Raw genomic sequence first — 17,322 nt, forward strand, 5'->3', positions numbered from 1 at the left:
GTCATCAAACAGTAGGCGTATATTTTTATGCCAAATGCGTCCTTAAGCTCTCGAAGGTCTCTCACGTAGCGCTGGTAGTCCTCCTCGGCAGCAAAGACCACCTGGCGGTTGTGACCACGCTGTACAACATGATGAGGATAGTTGGGCAAAACGACACGTCCCACTCTGGGCATAGGTAACCTCCTTCCTTAGAGAGTTACAGCCTAGCAAATGGAAAAAAATAAATCTGTCCCCTTTTTTCTATCAGAAAAAAATAAATCTGTCCCCTTTTTTCTGTCATCAAACAGTAGGCGTATATTTTTATGCCAAATGCGTCCTTAAGCTCTCGAAGGTCTCTCACGTAGCGCTGGTAGTCCTCCTCGGCAGCAAAGATCACCTGGCGGTTGTGACCACGCTGTACAACATGATGAGGATAGTTGGGCAAAACGACATGTCCCACTCTGGGCATAGGTAACCTCCTTCCTTAGAGAATTACAGCCTAGCAAATGGGGAAAAAATAAATCTGTCCCCTTTTATCCAGTCCCCTTTTATCCAAAACCTTACCCGATGCTGATGCAAACGCGTTCGGCGGCAAGGGCCGAGGTCAGGAGAAATGGACAACCAAAGAAGGTTAAGTAAGTGCCATTCAAATCTGTCCCCTTTTTTCTATCAGAAAAAAATAAATCTGTCCCCTTTTTTCTGTCATCAAACAGTAGGCGTATATTTTTATGCCAAATGCGTCCTTAAGCTCTCGAAGGTCTCTCACGTAGCGCTGGTAGTCCTCCTCGGCAGCAAAGATCACCTGGCGGTTGTGACCACGCTGTACAACATGATGAGGATAGTTGGGCAAAACGACACGTCCCACTCTGGGCATAGGTAACCTCCTTCCTTAGAGAATTACAGCCTAGCAAATGGGGAAAAAATAAATCTGTCCCCTTTTTTCTCAATGCGAGTGAGCTTTTGGCTTCGGCATCAGCAATGGCGAATGAACAGGCGTTTTCCTCAAACGGATCACAGCGACTTCAAACCTTCGGGTTGGCCCAGCTGATCGAAAGCGCGCACCTTCTAGTAAACGATGCTCTGAAAAAAACGAGTCCAGTAACCCTCTGATTTTTAATGGAGAAAAATAGATGAGGATAGGTTACGCAGTTTTATTCGAAATATCGTGGCCTACCCCATCTATCACTTATATTTAAACAATTGAATACTTACAAAAAAATGGTGCCTTATAGACATCCATTTTGGCTAACTATAAAGCTAGCAGGTACCAAAAAATAAAACCACGTTATTAAACAGCAAACCGCCAATAGAGCAATCAAATAAATCTGCCCCTTTTCCACTCCAACTAGACTGAAAATTTTTTTGAGTAACGCTCTTCTAATCTTTCAGCAGACCTTAGAACGCCATCCCCATCATCAGGAAAGAAAGCAGAATAAACATCTGCTGCAATTTTCATCAGGGAAACGTAGTCAGGCACTGGGATACTTGAAGTTTCCACTTCGCCCAAAAAGAAACTAACCTCATTGAAACTTTCTGGATCGTCCCAGTCCTGATCAAGGGCGTAAAAAAAACCTTCACTCACAGAGAAGCCAAATCCCTGCGAAGCGTCATAGATGAACGCTGGAAAATTAGTCCTTCCCCTCGCCATAGAAGCCTCTATCAATTCGTAAAGATCTTCATAGTCCAGACCAGTTGAAGCAAATGACTCCTTGAACCTCTTAAGCCAAGCCAAGCTATCCATTAGTTTGTCCTCGGGGGCATAGTGATAAAGGAATTTGTTATTTCTCCTGTCTTGCTATTACGTGTCACTTGGAAGTGATAGCCATCAACTTTAATACTAGCTTCTCTCAACGCTGGGTTGGTTTTAAACAAAGACTCGGCTTGGACTGCCGCTCGACTAGACATATCAGCCACCCTGCTATCCGGCAGAACCTTTGGATCGTAAGTCGTTTTCGTGGATGTAGGCTTATACTCACCCATTTTGCCACCTGTCAGCGAAAACGCGTAACCAGAGGGCCTAACATTTCGCCAGTAAAGTACCGAGTTCCTAAGTCTTTAGCAGGCTCCATCCCTCCGTAATACTCCTTCATACGAACTCTATCAGAAATCTCTTTCAGATATTTCTGCAGTAGAAGCATAACTTTATCAACATCACTAAAAACAGAATCGTCAAAACACAGCTCTACGTCAACACCGCCCCCACATTTTACAACTCTAAGTAATACAAAAAAATCGGAGGAAGCAGATACAATATCAAAACCATACAACTTAGCAGACACACAAACATCACCTTCAAAACGACAAAGCTCCGCAACCATACTTTGATCAAGGCCCAAGCAACTCGCAATACCGAGCACTTCTGAAGCTGTCACATCGTCGACGCGCTCCGAATGACTCTCCAAATCCTTCAGAAGAATAATAATATCGTCTTCAACCACACCACCTAGAACAACCTCATATAACTCTTTCATAAATTAGTCGACAAACCCTTTAAATGCCCCATCTAAATTCAACCGTATGCCACGCCCGTCGCCAAGACGTTTCTCTATAAATGGAATTCCTTTTTCTGTTGTCACCGACTTAAACTCGCCGGGAGCACGTATTATTTCACGTAACTGCTTCATAGCCTGCTCGTTCCAAGTAGCCATAGACCCTGTAGTCTTACCCCAAATATCAGGATTTCTACCCGCGTGCTTCGATAGTGCATGACCGATAACGGTGGAACCTTTGTAAGGTAATTGAACGAAAAAAAATGGACAGATTTATTTTTTCAGAGACTCATCCGCTACGTCTCAAGATCTTCACAAAGCCCAAACCTCAAAAAACCTGCCCCCTTTTCTTGTCAAGTAAGTGACGCTCAAATTTGCCCCATTTTTTCTTCTAGCCTCACCCCGACTCAACAATGAAATCTTTCGCTAGAATCATCGCCTCAAAAAAACCAGAGAATGGAACTCTCAAAGTCGCGCTACTTAAGTCAGCAAAGATCTCCACCTCTAAAGCGTCCACCCCTTTATCCTGATTAACTTGAGCAATTGGTTCGCCTTTATATTGAATCTCCGCAGTCAGCCTTTTATAGCGATTATCACTAAAGCCCAGAACTTCAAAATCCGAATTACTTTCAAGTTTCATGGTTTCGCCTTAGGGTCCAAAAACCCAGAAAATGAGCCATCATTATTGTAGCGCAGACCTCTTCCATCGGGAGCCCGGACCTCTAGCCCACCGCGACTCAAATTTGAGAATGTTGAATTTGGATTCTTGAGAACGTCATCAATAATACCGAGTGCAGTTGCATTTTGCTTTTCAATTCCACCTGTGAGTTTTGGGAACGTTCCAGTAGCTCGCTGGCCAGAAGCATGCTTTGTGAGCGCCCTAGCAGCCTCTGTCAGACCTTCCTTATTGATAGGATTTGAAGCTGCGGCAGATAGATCATCGAAAGTGCGGCCGCCGAAATTTTGCAGGGCGGAAGGCAATCCTTTTGCACCTCCCATCACAAGCCGACCTAATACTGCCGCCAGCCCAGCACCTGTGAGTTCACCGGCCATAAAATAGCCCCAAGCCTTGACGAACTCGTTAGCCGGTTGAACCCCTTCAAAACCTTGTCCTTGGGCCAGCTCCAGCTGTGCTTGGGCAATTTGGTCGTTAGTGGCACCTTTTTCCAGCATGTCCTTTGCCAGAGTAGTCGCCGCTGATCCGTATTCACTTAAGCCTGGTGGCAGATGCTCCAGAAAATTGTATTGCGTCAGGTTTTGCGCAACCCAAGCCCCTTTCTCGATCTTGGCAGCGTCCGCATCTTTCTGCCCCGCAGCCGCCAACACACCCACGATCTGCGAACTCATCGTCAGCAACTCTTCGTTGCCGTTAACCAGCGTATTCAGATGAGTAACCAGCGCCTCATTCGCCCCCGCTGCCAACGCACCGGTTTTAAAATCGCCGCCCGTAGCCTCAGCCAGCAAACCACCTACCATCGCGTGAATCGCAATCTTGGGTGCCGACCCATCGGCAACTACACCTTGGGTGTAATTTCCCACCAGATTGAAACTAGCTGCCGCCAACGTATTGAACAGCGCACTTTTTAATGCATCGCTGGCGCTACCGCCCTGCCCGAGTGCCTTGCTCAGCAGCATGGATGTGCCGCTTTGCAACGTCTGGTTGGCGGCAAATTTACCGACACCGCTCCATGTATTCAGTAGACCTGGCGTCGTGACTTTCCCAGTGATTGTGTTTGTTTGAGTCCCCGTCCAATCACCAAAATATGCAGCGGTCATGCCAGCCGTGACGCCAGCAATCACATACCCCTTCATCGCATCCGAAGAAGTCACGTCCTTGAGTACCGCGCCCAAGTTGCCACGGTTGTTAACGACACTGACCGTAGCGTTGGTCGCTGCTCCTGCAGCCACTGCTCCAGCTCCAGCTGCCACGCCAACGCCCGCCCCTGCGCTGGCAGCCGCACCCGCAGCCAACGGCCCAACCACCGCCGCCATCACAATCGCAATAATGATCTGCGACGCAGGCCCCAACCCTGAGTTGCTGTACTTGAAGCTGTCATGAATCTCCTTGACCTGCCTCCAGTCCACATCCCCACGAGCCTCTGCATCCTTAATCCAGGCCAGTTGCGGATCGGCCTTGACCATCGCCTCAATCGATTGGCTGACGGTCTGTTGATTGACCTGATTGACGTCGATCTTCAGGCCTTCCACCGCCTTGATCGCGATGTTGCCCTCGGCAACCATCTGGGTCTGGCGCAGTGTTTCGTCGGTGTTGCCTTTGCCTTTGGAGGACACCCAGAAGGCATTGTTATTGCTCTTCTCATGACTCTCCTGATGCAGATCCTTCACCGCCTCAAACGTCACCGCCCCTCCACTGACAATCGCAATATCCCCACCACTCTCAAGCTTCGCCGCCTGATACTTCTGATCCCCACCGCTCTCCAGCGTCAGGTCTCCACCCGTCTTGACCTCACTCCCGACATTCTTCACATCGGTCACTTCATCACGCTGGGTCTTCTTGCTGCCCCAACTGCCCTTCTTGCTCATGTCATACAGCGAGTAATGACTGTCCTGCGCCGCCAACATTTGCAGTTCGTTATCCGCATGCACATAGGCTTCATTGCCCGCGCTGATTTTGCTGGCGACTAGCGTGAGGTCGGTGCCGGCGATGGCGATCAGGTCGCCGCCGGCTTTGAGTTCGGCGCTTTGTTGGGTGACGTCGTCCAGTTGAGTAGTGGTTTTGGTGCCGCCTTTTTTACCTTTGGAGTAGTCGTGTTGTTCGTTGGCGGCAGCAGCCAGGGTCAGGTTTTCGCCGGCTTTGACGCTGAGGTCTTTGGCCGCGCTTACGGTGCTGGCGACCACGGCGATGTCGCGGCGGGCGTCGATGGCGAGGTTGCCGCCGACGTCCACGGCGGAGGTATGTTGCAGGATGGTTTGCTCGGTGCCGCTGATGCGACGGCGTTGGTAGGCGTAGTCGTCCTGTTCGGTCTGGCTGGCGATCAGTACGTCGCGCCCTGCGGTTACGCTGGCGTTGCCACCGGCCTTGAGGTTGCTGCCGAGGTTAAGCACGTCGCGCCCGGCGTTCAGTTTGAGCGTGTCGGTGGCTTCGAAACGGGAGGCTTCGCTGGCCACGTCGTTGCGCAGTTGGTAGCCCTGGCCTTCCTGTTTGAAGGTGGTGACGGTGCGTTCGTTGATGATATCGCCGGTCACGGCGGTGGCGCTGATGTCGCGGCCATTGATGATGCCGCCACGGCTGTTGCGGATCGAGTCGGTGGCGAGCATTTCCAGGCGGTTGCCGGCTTGCATCAGGCCGCTGTTGTCGATGTTGTTGGCAACCATGTTCAGGTTGTTGGTGGCACGCAGGGTGCCGCTGTTGTGCAGGTCGCCGCCGGTGACCAGGCTCACGTCCTGGCCTTGGATCAGCGCGCCGTTGGGGGCCAGGCGGTTGTCGGCCTGGGCCAGGTAGAGCACCGGGGTGAGGACTTTCTGGCCGTTGATCTCGGCTTCTTCCATCCAAACGATGTCGTGGGTCAGTGCCGCGACTTGCTCGGCGGTGAGGGACACGCCGAGTTGCAGGTTGAGCGAGTCCTTGTAGGAGATGGCGTTGTCCATCAGGTAGCGGAACAGTGCGTCGTCGCTGGCGAGGCCGTTGATGTAGCGTTGGCCGGTACGAGCCACAACGGCTTCGCGGATCAGACGTTGCTCGTACAGGCCGTCGCCCAAGCGCTTCCAGCTGGTATCGGGGTTGTAGCCGAGTTTGCCGAGCAGGTAGTCGGAGCTCATGAACTGCTTGAGGTCGGTGAGCGCCGGGTTGGTTTCGATCAGATATTTGTGGCTGTTATCCGCCGGGGTGATGTCCGGCATTCCTTGAACACGGATGACGGAGGGCGCGCGGTTGTCCAAGGCCAGCGGGCCCTGGCCGTTGACTGCACCGCTGACGGGCTGGCCATCGAGGCTGAAACCGCGTTCTTGCACGGCGTTGTAGTCGAGGGTTTTCTCGCGCTCGGCGGCGCTGATTACACGTCCACTCACGCTGAAGTCACCGCTACCGGTAGCCGCGTTACCCGCTGCACCACCCTTCGCGGCCTGGCCGCTGAGACGGAACAGGCCGTTCTGGCTGGTCGGCAAACTGAAGCCGGGCAAGGTCACCGGGTTGACCTGGCGTTGGGCCAGATCTGGCGGTAGCTGTGCGGTGATCGCCGGCTTAACGGTGGAGGCAAATACCTCGGAATTGGTGTTGCGGTTGGCCGCCGGGGTGTCGATGTGGGTAGCGTTGGGGCGGATGACGCTGTTGTCGATCCTGGAGGTCGCATTGACCGTCACCGCACCTGCGGCCTGAATCACCGCCTGTGCAATCACGCTGCCGGTGGTGGGCACTACATAGCTACTGCTTTCATAGAAATTGCCAACGCCTGCCCTGACCTGGTCCATCGTCATCTGGCCCGGGCGGTAGTCGCCTGAGTTGGGATTGTTGTAGATGTTGAACTGGTTCTGGCGCTCCATGAAGGTGTTGTAGATGCCACGGTCGCGGGTATAGAGCCCGGAATTGAAGTGACGCTCTTCGCCGCCTGCCGCGCCGCGGTTGGTCAGCACATCGGTGTTGATCAGGATATTCCCGGCGGCGGATACCGAGCTGTAAAGGTTATCGAAGGTCTGGCTGCCCACAGTCAGGTCGCCACCGGCGTTGATGAACGCAGAGGCCGAGCTGCCGGTGATGACATCTTCGTATTTCTCCACCGAGTTGAAGTACAGCTCGCAGCCTTTGCCTTTGCAGTAGTCGTTCCAATAGATATTGAGGTTGCCCGACACCAGCTTCATTTCAGTGGTGAACTGGTCACGACGGTTGCTCAGGGTGTCTGCCAGCAAGCGCATGCCGGTGCCACTTTCCAGGCTGCCGGAGACGTTCTCGATCAGGCTGCTGCGCGCGCTCGCATCATCCCGGGCGATGTCCAGGGCGCCGAGGCTGTAGACGTCGCCATAGCGGTTGCTGAAATCATTGACGCGCAACGCCATGTCGTTGCCGCTGAAGAGCAAGCCCTTGTCATTGACCAGGTGCGTGGCGTTCAGCCGGACTTTTCCGGCGCCGCCCAGGGTGCCGTAGTTGTTCAGGGTGGTGGCATTGACTGTCAGGTCGCCGATGGCAGTCAGGCGCCCGTGGTTATTCAGGCTCGTGCTAGTGACCTGGTTGAGTGCGCCGCCGGCAATGCGGGCGTTCTCGCCCAGGTCCATGCTGGCGCTGGTGAGGCTCATGTTGCCCAGGCTGCTGACGCGGCCGTTGCCGCTGTAGCCACCGGTGAGCGTCACACTGAGGGTGCCATCACTGGCCAGAAGGCCGTCGTTGGTCCAGGTGTCGCCAATGCCGACCAGGCTTTGTGCACCGAGCAACTGGCCGCTGGCGGTCTGGGTGAACTGGCCGATGTCGAGGTTCAGGCGCCCGGCCTGGATCACGCTGCTGTTGGTCCAACTGGCAGCCTTGATGTCCAACTGGCCGTTGGTGACGAAGCTGCCGCCGGCCCGGGTGACTTGGTCGGAGGTCAGGTCGAACGTACCGGTGCCGGTGTGTACGATGCGCCCGCCGTTATTGTCCAGGCCGGCGGCTTGCAGGTTCAGGTGTTCGTTGGCGCTTTCAAGCACGCCGAAGCGGTTATCGAACAGGCCGGAAACATCGATGTCGGTCGTGCCCGTACGGCCCATGGCCCGCAGGTTACCGCCGACGTTGTTGATGGTTTGCGCAGCAAGGCGCAGGACGTCGTCGCTTTCAATCAGGCCATAGCCATTGCTCAGGGCGCCAGTGAGGCCGAAGTCGATATTGCGTGCACCGACCTTGCCGCCCTTACCGGCCGCCGTGCCCTGGTTATCGAAAGCCTGGGCAGTGACCTTGAGCAAGGTATCGGCGTAGACACCGCCGCCCTGGTTATTGAAGGTCGTGGTGACGATGCGGCTTTCACCGCCGAGTGCGGACAAATGCCCCATTTGGTTGAGCAGCCCGCCCTTGGCTTGGATATCCAGCGACTGCGCCTGAGTGATGCCGTTGCTGTTAGTGAACAACCCAGTGACCAGTTTGACCCAGCCCTTGCTGCTGTTGAGTACGCCACCGGCCGTGTTGGCTACACTGGCGGTTTCCAGGTCCAGGTTGCCACTGAGGCTGTCGACGCGGCCGCCCTGGTTACTCAGGGCGCCGCTGAGGCGCAGGCGGTTATCGGTCTGGCTTTGCAGCGTGCCTTGATCGTTGGTGAGGGCGCGGGCGGTAAGGTCGAGCTTGCCCTTCTGGCTGAACATCAGGCCGTCTTGCTGGTTTTGAACGTCACCGGCCAACAGCTTGATCACCAGGTCTTTCTGGCTGGCAAGCGTGCCTTTGGCGCTGTTGTCCAGGTCGCCATTGGCGAGGGTCAGGTCAAGGCGATCCTGGCTGACCAGTTGGCCGCCTCGGTTGCCCAGGCTGGCGGCGTTCAGCAACAGGGCTGCGCCACTGGCCAGGCGCGCATTGTTGGCATTGATCAGCGCGCCACTGAGGGTGCCGTCCAAGGTGCCCTGGCTGATCAGTTGGCCAGCACTGTTGTCGAGACTCTCGCCGATAAAGGTGATGTTGGCGGCGTTGATACGCCCACCACGGTTGAGAATTTGACTCTGGGCATTATTGAAGCCCAGGTGTTGAGCTGCGGAAATCAGGCCGTTGTTGCTGTTATCCAGGCGACCGGCAACGTTGAGGTCGACATCGGCCTGGCCGGAGATGATCCCCTGATCATTGTTCAGGCTGCCCGCGATGAGCGTTTGTTTGCCCATGCTGACCAGGGCACCCGCCGCGTGGTTATCCAATACACCGGTGAGGTCAGTGTGCAGGGTGCCACTCTTGCTCGACAACGTGCCCTCGGCGCTGTTGTCGAGGCCATTGCCGACCACCGTCAGACCGTTCCAGCCGGAGATCAAGCCCTTGTTGGTGTTGACCACGGTATCCGCTTCAAGGCGCAATTGATCGGCACTGAGGATGACCCCGCGATCACCGTTATCGATGCGTTTGGCGGCGATGGTGAACGCCGTCTGGCTGGAGATTTCGCCTTGTTCTCGGTTGGTCAGGTTAGCCAGGCGCGCGAAGGTCAGCGGACCTTTGGCGCTGATCAAGCCTGCGCTGTTTTCGAGATTTCCGCCTTGCAGATCGAGGCTCACAGCGCGTTCGCCGATCAAGCGACCCTGGCGCTGGATCAGCTGTTGGACGATGAGTTTCAAGTCGCCCTTGGCTGAGATTTCGCCATCCAGGCTTGAGTCGACTGTTTGCCCGGTCAGAGTCAAATCAGCCTGGCTGTTGATCAACCCGGCAGTGTTATCGAGGTTGGCAGTGGTCAGGTTCAACGCCTGTTGACTGCCGATCACACCCGCGCGGTTATCCACATTGGCGGCGGTGACCGTCTGGCTACCATCGCTGACGATTCGCCCGCCCTGGTGATTGTCCAGCGCGCCAGTGTTGAGCGTCTGGAGCGTGCCGGCCGAAAGGCTGCCTTTGTCGCTGTTGTTCAAGGAGCCTGAGGTGGTCGTCAAAACCGTAGCGGCGGTGATCTGCCCTTGGTTATGGTTATCCAGCGCGCCGGTGACCTTCAGCTCCAGCGCACCACGGCTGGCGAGCGCGCCACCGGCCTGGTTGTCCAGGCTGTCGGCTACCACCTGCAGAACGCTCCCGGCGGACAGTACACCTTCCACACTGTTATCCAGCGCCTTGGCGATACGTACCTGCAGGCTGTCGCCACTGATGACTTTACCGCCGCGGTTATTCAGCGCATCGGCCATCAACAGGAATGATTGGGTGCTGGAGATTTCACCGCCCTGACTGTTGTCGACGGTGCCCAGGTTGTTCAGCAGCAGTTGGCCCGGTGTCGCGATCAGGCCGTGGTCACGGTTGATCAGTTGCCCATGGCTCAAGTCCAGGTCGATGCTGGTATTGCTGATCAGTTCGCCACGATCATGTTGGTCCAGCCCGGTCAGGGTTGCCTTGACCGTGGACTTGGCGAAGATCGAACCTTGTTGGCTGTTGTCCAGTCGCCCTGTGTTGAGGGTGATGCCAGCGTCACTGCTGATGCCGCCGCGCTGGCTGTTGTCCAGGCCGGCGCTGCGCACGTCCACCTGTTGCTTGGCGCTGATCACGCCGCCCTGGCTGTTGTTCAGCGCCGTGCTGGCCAGCGTGGCGATGCCATCAGCCAGCAGCTTGCCAGCCTGATTGTTCAGTTGGCCCTGAGTGGTGATCGACAGCGCATTGGCCGCAGAAAGAATACCGCCCCGGCTGTTATCCAGGGTGCCAGCCCTGACGGTCAGTCCGCCCTCGCTCAGCAGCGTGCCCTGCCCTTGGTTGAGCAAGTCTCCGGTCAGGCTAATGGTCAGGTCTTTTTGGCTGGTAACGCGGCCACCCAGGCTGTTATCCAGTTGGTCGCCATTCAATGCCAGGCTCTCACGCCCCGCCAGCAAGCCGTTGCTCTGGTTGAGCAGGCGCTGCACCGTGAGCGTCAGGCCGCTGTCGCCGATGACCTTGCCGGTGGTGTTGTTCAGTTGATCGGCGACCACCAGCACCTTGGCCTGGCTGGAGATCTCGCCTTGCTGATTGAGGATGGTCTGGCTGCGCAGGTCCACGCCCTTGGTGGCAGCGATAAGGCCGCCGTTGCGGTTATCCAGGGACGCGCCGGTCAGGTTCAGCGCACCGTCGCTGACGAGTTCGCCCGCTTGTTGATTGAGCACACCGACGGTTGCCTGCAGGTCGCCCTTGGCGCTGATGCGACCGGCGCCGTTTTCGAGCTGGTTGGCGTTGAGGGTCAGCGCACCATCGCTGCCCAACTTGCCGCCATTGATGTTGTTCAACTGGTTCAGTTGCACGTGCGCGGCGGCCTTGGTGCTGATCACGCCCGCTTGGCTGTTATCCAGATCGCCGCCGGTGAGGGTCAGCGCGCCGTCGGCAATGACCAGGCCACCGTGGTTGATCAGGCTGTCGCCGTGCAACGCCAGGGTGGTTTTGCTGGACACCAGGCCGCCCTGGCTGTTGTTCAACTGCCCTGCGGTTATTTGTTGAGCCCCCTGGCTGACGAGGTTGCCTTCATTGCGATTGTCCAGCAGCCCGGCGACGGTCAGGTTCATCACGCCTTGGGCGGCGATGGAACCTTTGTCGCGGTTATCCAGGCTGGCCGCCTGTACTGTCAGGCTGGACGCAGAGAAAATCCCCAGGCGGTTATCGATGGTACCGCTGGCGGTTACGTTGAGGTTGCTGCCCAGCAATTTGCCTGAACGGTTATCCAGGTTCGTGGCAATCACGGTTGTGTGGCTGGCAGAGATTTCACCCGCCTGGTTACTCAGTTGCCCTGCGGTTACACGGGCCTGCGCCTGGCTGGCGACCAGGCCGTTATCGTTAGTCAGTTGGCCAGCGTTGAGCGTCAGGTTCTTGAGGCCGATCACGCGACCGTTCTGGTTATCCAGCGCGGCGGTCACCGTAACGTCGGTGCTGTTTTCACTGTGCAGCAGACCGTTGGTGCGGTTATCCAGACCGGTGGCCGTGACCTTGAGCGAGTCCTTACCCAGTACACGACCGCCACGGTTGTCGAGTTGACCGGCGTTAATCACGGCGGTGGTACCGCTCAGAGTGCCGCCTTGATTGTTCAAGGTTTGGTTGGCCGTGGCGGTAAGGGTTCGGCTGGCAACCACGCTGCCGCTATTGCTCAGGTTTGCCGCGCGCAGACTGACATCGCCACCGGCATTGCGGCTTTCATCGGCGTTGACACCGGCTTCGATGATGCCGCTGTTGACCAGCGCCCCACCGCTGGTCACGGTGATGCTGTCGCGGGCCGCCAGGCTTTTCTGGTTGCTCAGGCCTGTCGTGGTTTGTACATCGACTCGCGTGCCGGCATACACCGCACCCGCAGCGTCCAATTGACCGGCCTTGATCACCACCGCTTCGCTGGCTTTGGCATTAGCCAAACTCAGTCGTCCAGTGGCATCGAGCTGAATATCACCGCCACTGGCCATTAACGTACCGTCGAGCTTCACGCCCACCCCGGCCTCGGTGCCCACCAGTTTGATCGCCCCGGCATACATCCCACCCAACGCCGTCGAATCAATCGCGAGCTCGGGCTTAGCGCTGCCGTCGTCGGCGCGGGCAGTGGCTTGCAGGCTTTTAGCATCGACGTCATTGCGCCCGGCAACCACACTCAAGTTGCGCGCATTGATCTGTGCGTTAATCCTGGCCGAGCGGGTGATGATTTCAAAGCGGTCGACGTTATCGGCGTTCAAGCCCTGGCCGTCGATGGTCACGGCGCCGCCATCAACCTGGTAACGTTGCAGTTGGCCGCTTGCGTCGAGTATCGGTTTGCCGGTGGTCAGGGTGACGTTGGGGGTGTTGATGAAGCCGCAGCCGCTGCAAGTAATGCCATAGGGGTTGGCGACGATGACCTTGGCCGACTGGCCCGCCACTTCGGTGTAGCCGCGCAGTTGGCTGGGACTGCCGCCGTTGACTTCGTTGAGGATGATGTTGGCGGCGCGGCCTTGCAGGTTCGGGTTGCCGAGGATGATGCCGCCCAGTTGCGTCGATTGGGTACGGTCGGTGGCGTTGTTGAGTATCACGCCGTTGGCGCCGACGTTGTAGTCCTTGAACTGGTTGTGGGACAGGCCACTGCCATTGGGGGCGGCGATGTTTACCACCGGCACGCCATTGCCCGCCTGGCCGACCGTGGTGCCCGGCGCGCTGACCACGATGCCTTCGGCCTGGGCCAGCAGCGGTTGCCAGAACAGCGCGTTGGCCAGGATCAGCGCCACGCCACGTTTGGGCAGGCCCAGGAACGCGTCACGGCTTTTCAGGGCAGCAGAAGGCTGGCGAACCAGGAAGGCAAATTGGCGAACATCCATTTCAAATTCTCGTTGCAACTGGGCGTTGAATTACAGGAAGAAATCCATGCGGAAGTAGATCGGTGCTTCGCGCTCAAGCAGCGCGGCCGGTCGTTCCAGCGAGTGGGCAAAGGTCACGCTGGTGCTCACGTGTTGGCCGCGGGCGAACAGCTCAAGGGAGTTGCTCGAGACGCGGCCGTGCACTTCGCCGTTGTAGCGACCATTGCGGATCACGCCTTGGTCGTAGCCCACGCTGGCACCGTACTCGCCGAACACCGGGCGCAGCCAACCGAGGGTCACCGGGCGGCTCCAGCGCAGGTCATTGCGCCAGTAACCGCCGCTGTCGCCGGTCAGTTGCTGATCCTTGTAGCCGCGTACCGACGCCGAGCCACCGAGGCTCATGCGCTGGGGGCTGAACAGCACGTCTTCGCTGCGTTGGCCGGTGGCCAGGCTGGTGAAACTGAACGACTCTCCCCACAGCGTGAAGGGTTGCAGGTAGCTGACGGTGGCGGTGTATTTGCGGTAGCGCGCATCCGGCACGCCAGGCATGGGGTTGTGATTGCCTTGGGCGTCGAAGGCGCCGGTGCCGTTTTGCATGCCCACATCGACGTTGACGAACGCACTGCCGATACGACGACCATGGTTGATGCCCAACTGCAGTTCACTGAGGCGGTTGCTGCTCTCTTTGAGGCGGCTGCTATCGATGTAGTTGTTGGTGCGCAGGTGGGACAGGCCGACGTTGAGCGACGTCTTGCTCACGGCATCACGGTGGATCACCCGCTCAGCGCGTAACTGATGGTTTTCACTGTCACCGGTTTGCTTGAAGTCGAAACCGTCGCCCTGGACGACCGAACGGTAGTCGCTCTGGTTGTAGCTGTAGCTGAAGTTCCACCAGCCCCAGGGCACGTTGTAGTAGAGCATCGCGTTCTTGGAAGTTTTCTGATGGTCGCTGACCGCGTCATGGCCGCCGCGCAGAATCAGCTGATCGGCCAGGCCCAGCGGGCTGTCCCATTCAAAGCCGGTGCCCCACTGCTGTTCGCCGGTGCTTTTCTGGCCGTCGTTGTTACGTGAAAGGCTGGCGCGCCATGGCTTTTGCGGGTTGTTTTTGACCAATACCGAGCTGCCGCCCACGGCCTCGCCCGGGGTCAGCTCCATCTGGGCTTGATTGGACGGCAAGCGATTGAGTTGGTCGACGGCCTGCTCGATTTCTCGCAGGTTCAATATCTCGCCGCTTTTGCCGGGAAAGGCCATGGCCAGCTCGCGGTCCGTCAACTTGCTGTTGTCGGCGCCCTTCAAGCCTTCGAGTTTGCCCTCCACCACCAGCACTTGCAGATGCCCCTTGGACATGTCCTGTTGCGGCAAGTAGGCGCGACTCGTCATCAGGCCTTTGTCGATGTAGAAGTCGGTGAGGTCTTTGAGCAGGGCGTTGAGTTGTGAGACGCCCAGGCATTGACCGATGTACGGTTTGAGCAGACGCTCGCGTTCAGGGGCAGGCAGGTGGTCGGCCCCCTGGAGTTCAATGGTTTGGATCGGGAAGCAACGGCTGTCCACCGGGGCTGCTGGCGCTTCGGGCCTGGCCTCTTTGCCGGGCAGTTCCTTGAGTTGTTCAAGGCGGCGTTGCTGATCTTCCAACAGGCGGTTTTGCCGGTCGCGGATCAGGTCCTGATCACCCGGAAGGGTTGCCGCCATCACGCTGGGGGAGGCGAGGCAGACAAGCAGGGCAATGCTCAGTGAATACCGAGTCCGTGGCGGTTGGGAATTCATGTTCGATCCATCGAATTTACGAAGGGTGGCAAACTAACATCGACCGCCTTTCTCGCCAATAATCTGACCCACCTTTGGGTAACACCCTAAAAAAACTGTAACTAGCTGACAAATAAAGAAAATAATCGAATAAGAATGGATATTGCTTGAAGTTATTGGTTATTTTCCGACCAGCGGTATCAGATTTGATACACATCGAGCACCCACACGAACGCCCGGACTATTGGGTCAGCACCGGTCCGCATATGAATATTTGAATTTAAGGAATTTTTGGACGACAACGGAAATTTGCGCAGACGTTGACCCAACGTCGACTCGGGCAGGCCAAATCACAGGCAAAAAAAAACCCGGAAATCCTCACTTGCGTGGGCCTTCCGGATTTTCTAAACCGCCAAAAATGGTGGGTCGTGTGGGATTCGAACCTACGACCAATTGGTTAAAAGCCAACTGCTCTACCAACTGAGCTAACGACCCGCTGTGTGGTGGCGCGTATAATACTGATTTCTAAGGATTATTCAACACCTTATTTTAAATAAATCAGAAAAAACGCATTTGAACGGTAATTCGGTGGGTAGAACGCCTATCGCAGCAGCCGGATCAGCGCCCCGGCTCGTCGTTCCACAGGTACTTGTGCAGCTGCAATTGCAGGCGTACCGGCAGGTTGTCCGCCACTACCCAATCCGCCAGGTCACGGGCATTCAGGTCGTGATGGCTTGGCGAGAACAGCACCTCGCCCGCTCGACGCTCCAGGCCATACTGGATCAGCTTGGAGGTGGCCCAGTCATAATCGTCACGGGAACAGATGACGAACTTGACCTGATCGTTGGCCGTCAGCAAGTCCATGTTCTCGTAGCGATTGCGGTGGGCTTCCTTGGAGTCCGGGGTCTTGAGGTCAACCACTCGGCTGACGCGCGGGTCGACCGCGGAGATGTCCAGGGCGCCACTGGTTTCCAGGGAGACCTCGTAACCGGCATCACACAGCTGTTTGAGCAACGGAATGGCGTTGGGTTGCGCCAGAGGCTCACCGCCCGTCACGCAGACGTAGCGCGGCCGGTAACCGGCAACCTGCTCCAGGATGTCGTCGAGGGTGCGCACAGTGCCGCCGCTGAAGGCGTAGGCGCTGTCACAGTATTGGCAACGCAACGGGCAGCCGGTCAACCGTACAAAGACAGTGGGCAGGCCAGCAGTGCGCGTTTCACCCTGCAACGAGTAAAAGACTTCGGTAATACGTAATGTGTCTTGCATAGTCGCCACGGGCGTAACAGCTAAACAGGCTGTCCGCCTCCGTCAGGCACTTCAAGGGATTGCGCCAACGCGTCAACCCCAGGAAGCGTGTTTCATAAAAGGGCGTGGATTCTAACGAAAAAACCCGCGACAAGCGCGGGTTTCTTCTGAACGGGCTGCATTGCTTACAAGCGTTGCAGGTCCCGCTGGGCCAACTGCGCCGCGGAGGTACCCGGATACTGGGCAACCACCTGCTGCAGAATACCTTTGACCTTGTCGGTGTGACCCAGGCGGCGTTCTACGTCAGCTAGTTTGTACAGCGAATCCGGAACCTTGGCGTGCTTGGGGTACAGCTGGCTGACCTTGGCAAAAGCCTGGCCCGCGCCCTGCAAATCACCCTTTGCCAGGTTGACCTCACCCAACCAGTACTGGGCATTGCCCGCGTACTGGCTGTTGGGGTACTTGCGCAGGAAAGCGGTGAAGGCCTGACTGGCCTTATCGAAATCCTTGGCCTTGATCAGGTCGAAGGCTGCATCGTAATACAGTTTTTCCTTCGCCGGATCACCCGGTTCACTGCTGGCGGCAGGGGCAGCCGCGGCGGCCCCCGCTGCTGCGCCACCGGCAGCGGCACTGGGTGCGCCACCGGTAGAAGAATTATCAGGAGTAGCGGCAGGTGCAACACCGGCTCCAATACGACGGTCAAGATCCTGGTAACGCTCCAGGCCTTCTTGCTTCAGCTGGTTCACTTGGTTCTGCAGAACTTCAATGGCGCCTTGTTGCTGGGCCAACTGATCCTGCATGCGTTGCAGCTGGTTGAACAGTTCGCCCTGTGCCGAGGGAGCGGACGTAGCCGCTCCCCCCGCATAGGCGCCGTTCGTGCCATAACCCGCTGGCGGATAACTGCTCCCGCTATTGTTATAGCCTGAGTTGCTATCCGTTACAGGAACCGCAGCCCACACCGCAAGCGGTGCGAAGCTGAGAGCCAATACAGTTAGAGCACGACGGCACGTTCGCATGACGA

General features: G+C 57.0%; 8 protein-coding genes, 1 tRNA gene and 3 pseudogenes. All 12 read right to left on the reverse strand.

Annotated features, from left to right (window positions below):
* A pseudogene (locus BT204_RS13550) lies at nt 1-173 on the reverse strand (transposase); the annotation flags it as partial.
* A gap of 101 nt (nt 174-274) precedes the next feature.
* A pseudogene (locus BT204_RS13555) lies at nt 275-448 on the reverse strand (transposase); the annotation flags it as partial.
* A 231-nt stretch (nt 449-679) separates the two neighbouring features.
* Nucleotides 680-853, reverse strand: a pseudogene (locus BT204_RS13560) (transposase); the annotation flags it as partial.
* A 471-nt stretch (nt 854-1,324) separates the two neighbouring features.
* Nucleotides 1,325-1,720 (reverse strand): hypothetical protein, encoded by a 396-nt coding sequence (locus tag BT204_RS13565; protein ID WP_072447133.1) that lies wholly within the window; start codon nt 1,718-1,720, stop codon nt 1,325-1,327.
* Between the two features lie 250 nt (nt 1,721-1,970).
* Entirely contained in the window at nt 1,971-2,450 is a 480-nt protein-coding gene (locus BT204_RS13570) for a hypothetical protein (protein WP_054897996.1), read from the reverse strand.
* 3 nt (nt 2,451-2,453) lie between these two features.
* Nucleotides 2,454-2,603, reverse strand: a complete 150-nt coding sequence (locus tag BT204_RS27890; RefSeq protein ID WP_164919369.1) for a hypothetical protein — start codon at nt 2,601-2,603, stop codon at nt 2,454-2,456.
* A 262-nt stretch (nt 2,604-2,865) separates the two neighbouring features.
* Nucleotides 2,866-3,108 (reverse strand): hypothetical protein, encoded by a 243-nt coding sequence (locus BT204_RS13575; RefSeq protein WP_054897997.1) that lies wholly within the window; start codon nt 3,106-3,108, stop codon nt 2,866-2,868.
* Complete coding sequence (locus BT204_RS13580; RefSeq protein ID WP_239695916.1) at nt 3,105-13,334, reverse strand: two-partner secretion domain-containing protein; 10,230 nt, start codon at nt 13,332-13,334, stop codon at nt 3,105-3,107. Before BT204_RS13580 ends, BT204_RS13575 begins: the two co-directional genes overlap by 4 nt.
* A gap of 30 nt (nt 13,335-13,364) precedes the next feature.
* Nucleotides 13,365-15,077, reverse strand: coding sequence for a ShlB/FhaC/HecB family hemolysin secretion/activation protein (locus tag BT204_RS13585; RefSeq protein WP_072447136.1), 1,713 nt, complete (start codon nt 15,075-15,077; stop codon nt 13,365-13,367).
* A 398-nt stretch (nt 15,078-15,475) separates the two neighbouring features.
* A tRNA-Lys gene (locus BT204_RS13590) sits at nt 15,476-15,551 on the reverse strand.
* A 123-nt stretch (nt 15,552-15,674) separates the two neighbouring features.
* Nucleotides 15,675-16,322 carry a 7-carboxy-7-deazaguanine synthase QueE gene (gene queE / locus BT204_RS13595; protein WP_034128580.1) on the reverse strand — a complete coding sequence of 216 codons (648 nt, stop codon included), beginning with the start codon at nt 16,320-16,322 and terminating at the stop codon, nt 15,675-15,677.
* Nucleotides 16,323-16,486: 164 nt separating this feature from the next.
* Nucleotides 16,487-17,317: a tol-pal system protein YbgF gene (ybgF, locus tag BT204_RS13600; protein ID WP_054898000.1), complete on the reverse strand. Its 831-nt coding sequence runs from the start codon at nt 17,315-17,317 to the stop codon at nt 16,487-16,489.
* Nucleotides 17,318-17,322 lie beyond the last annotated feature (5 nt).

This window comes from Pseudomonas sp. NFPP02 (assembly GCF_900119355.1).
Taxonomy (GTDB): domain Bacteria; phylum Pseudomonadota; class Gammaproteobacteria; order Pseudomonadales; family Pseudomonadaceae; genus Aquipseudomonas; species Aquipseudomonas paracarnis.

What these genes read in the sequence shown, in the direction of transcription:
- BT204_RS13565 (WP_072447133.1), bottom strand. Translation starts at nt 1,720, where the DNA reads ATGGATAGCTTGGCTTGGCTTAAGAGGTTCAAGGAGTCATTTGCTTCA.
- BT204_RS13570 (WP_054897996.1), bottom strand. Translation starts at nt 2,450, where the DNA reads ATGAAAGAGTTATATGAGGTTGTTCTAGGTGGTGTGGTTGAAGACGAT.
- BT204_RS27890 (WP_164919369.1), bottom strand. Translation starts at nt 2,603, where the DNA reads ATGAAGCAGTTACGTGAAATAATACGTGCTCCCGGCGAGTTTAAGTCG.
- BT204_RS13575 (WP_054897997.1), bottom strand. Translation starts at nt 3,108, where the DNA reads ATGAAACTTGAAAGTAATTCGGATTTTGAAGTTCTGGGCTTTAGTGAT.
- BT204_RS13580 (WP_239695916.1), bottom strand. Translation starts at nt 13,334, where the DNA reads ATGGATGTTCGCCAATTTGCCTTCCTGGTTCGCCAGCCTTCTGCTGCC.
- BT204_RS13585 (WP_072447136.1), bottom strand. Translation starts at nt 15,077, where the DNA reads ATGAATTCCCAACCGCCACGGACTCGGTATTCACTGAGCATTGCCCTG.
- queE (WP_034128580.1), bottom strand. Translation starts at nt 16,322, where the DNA reads ATGCAAGACACATTACGTATTACCGAAGTCTTTTACTCGTTGCAGGGT.
- ybgF (WP_054898000.1), bottom strand. Translation starts at nt 17,317, where the DNA reads ATGCGAACGTGCCGTCGTGCTCTAACTGTATTGGCTCTCAGCTTCGCA.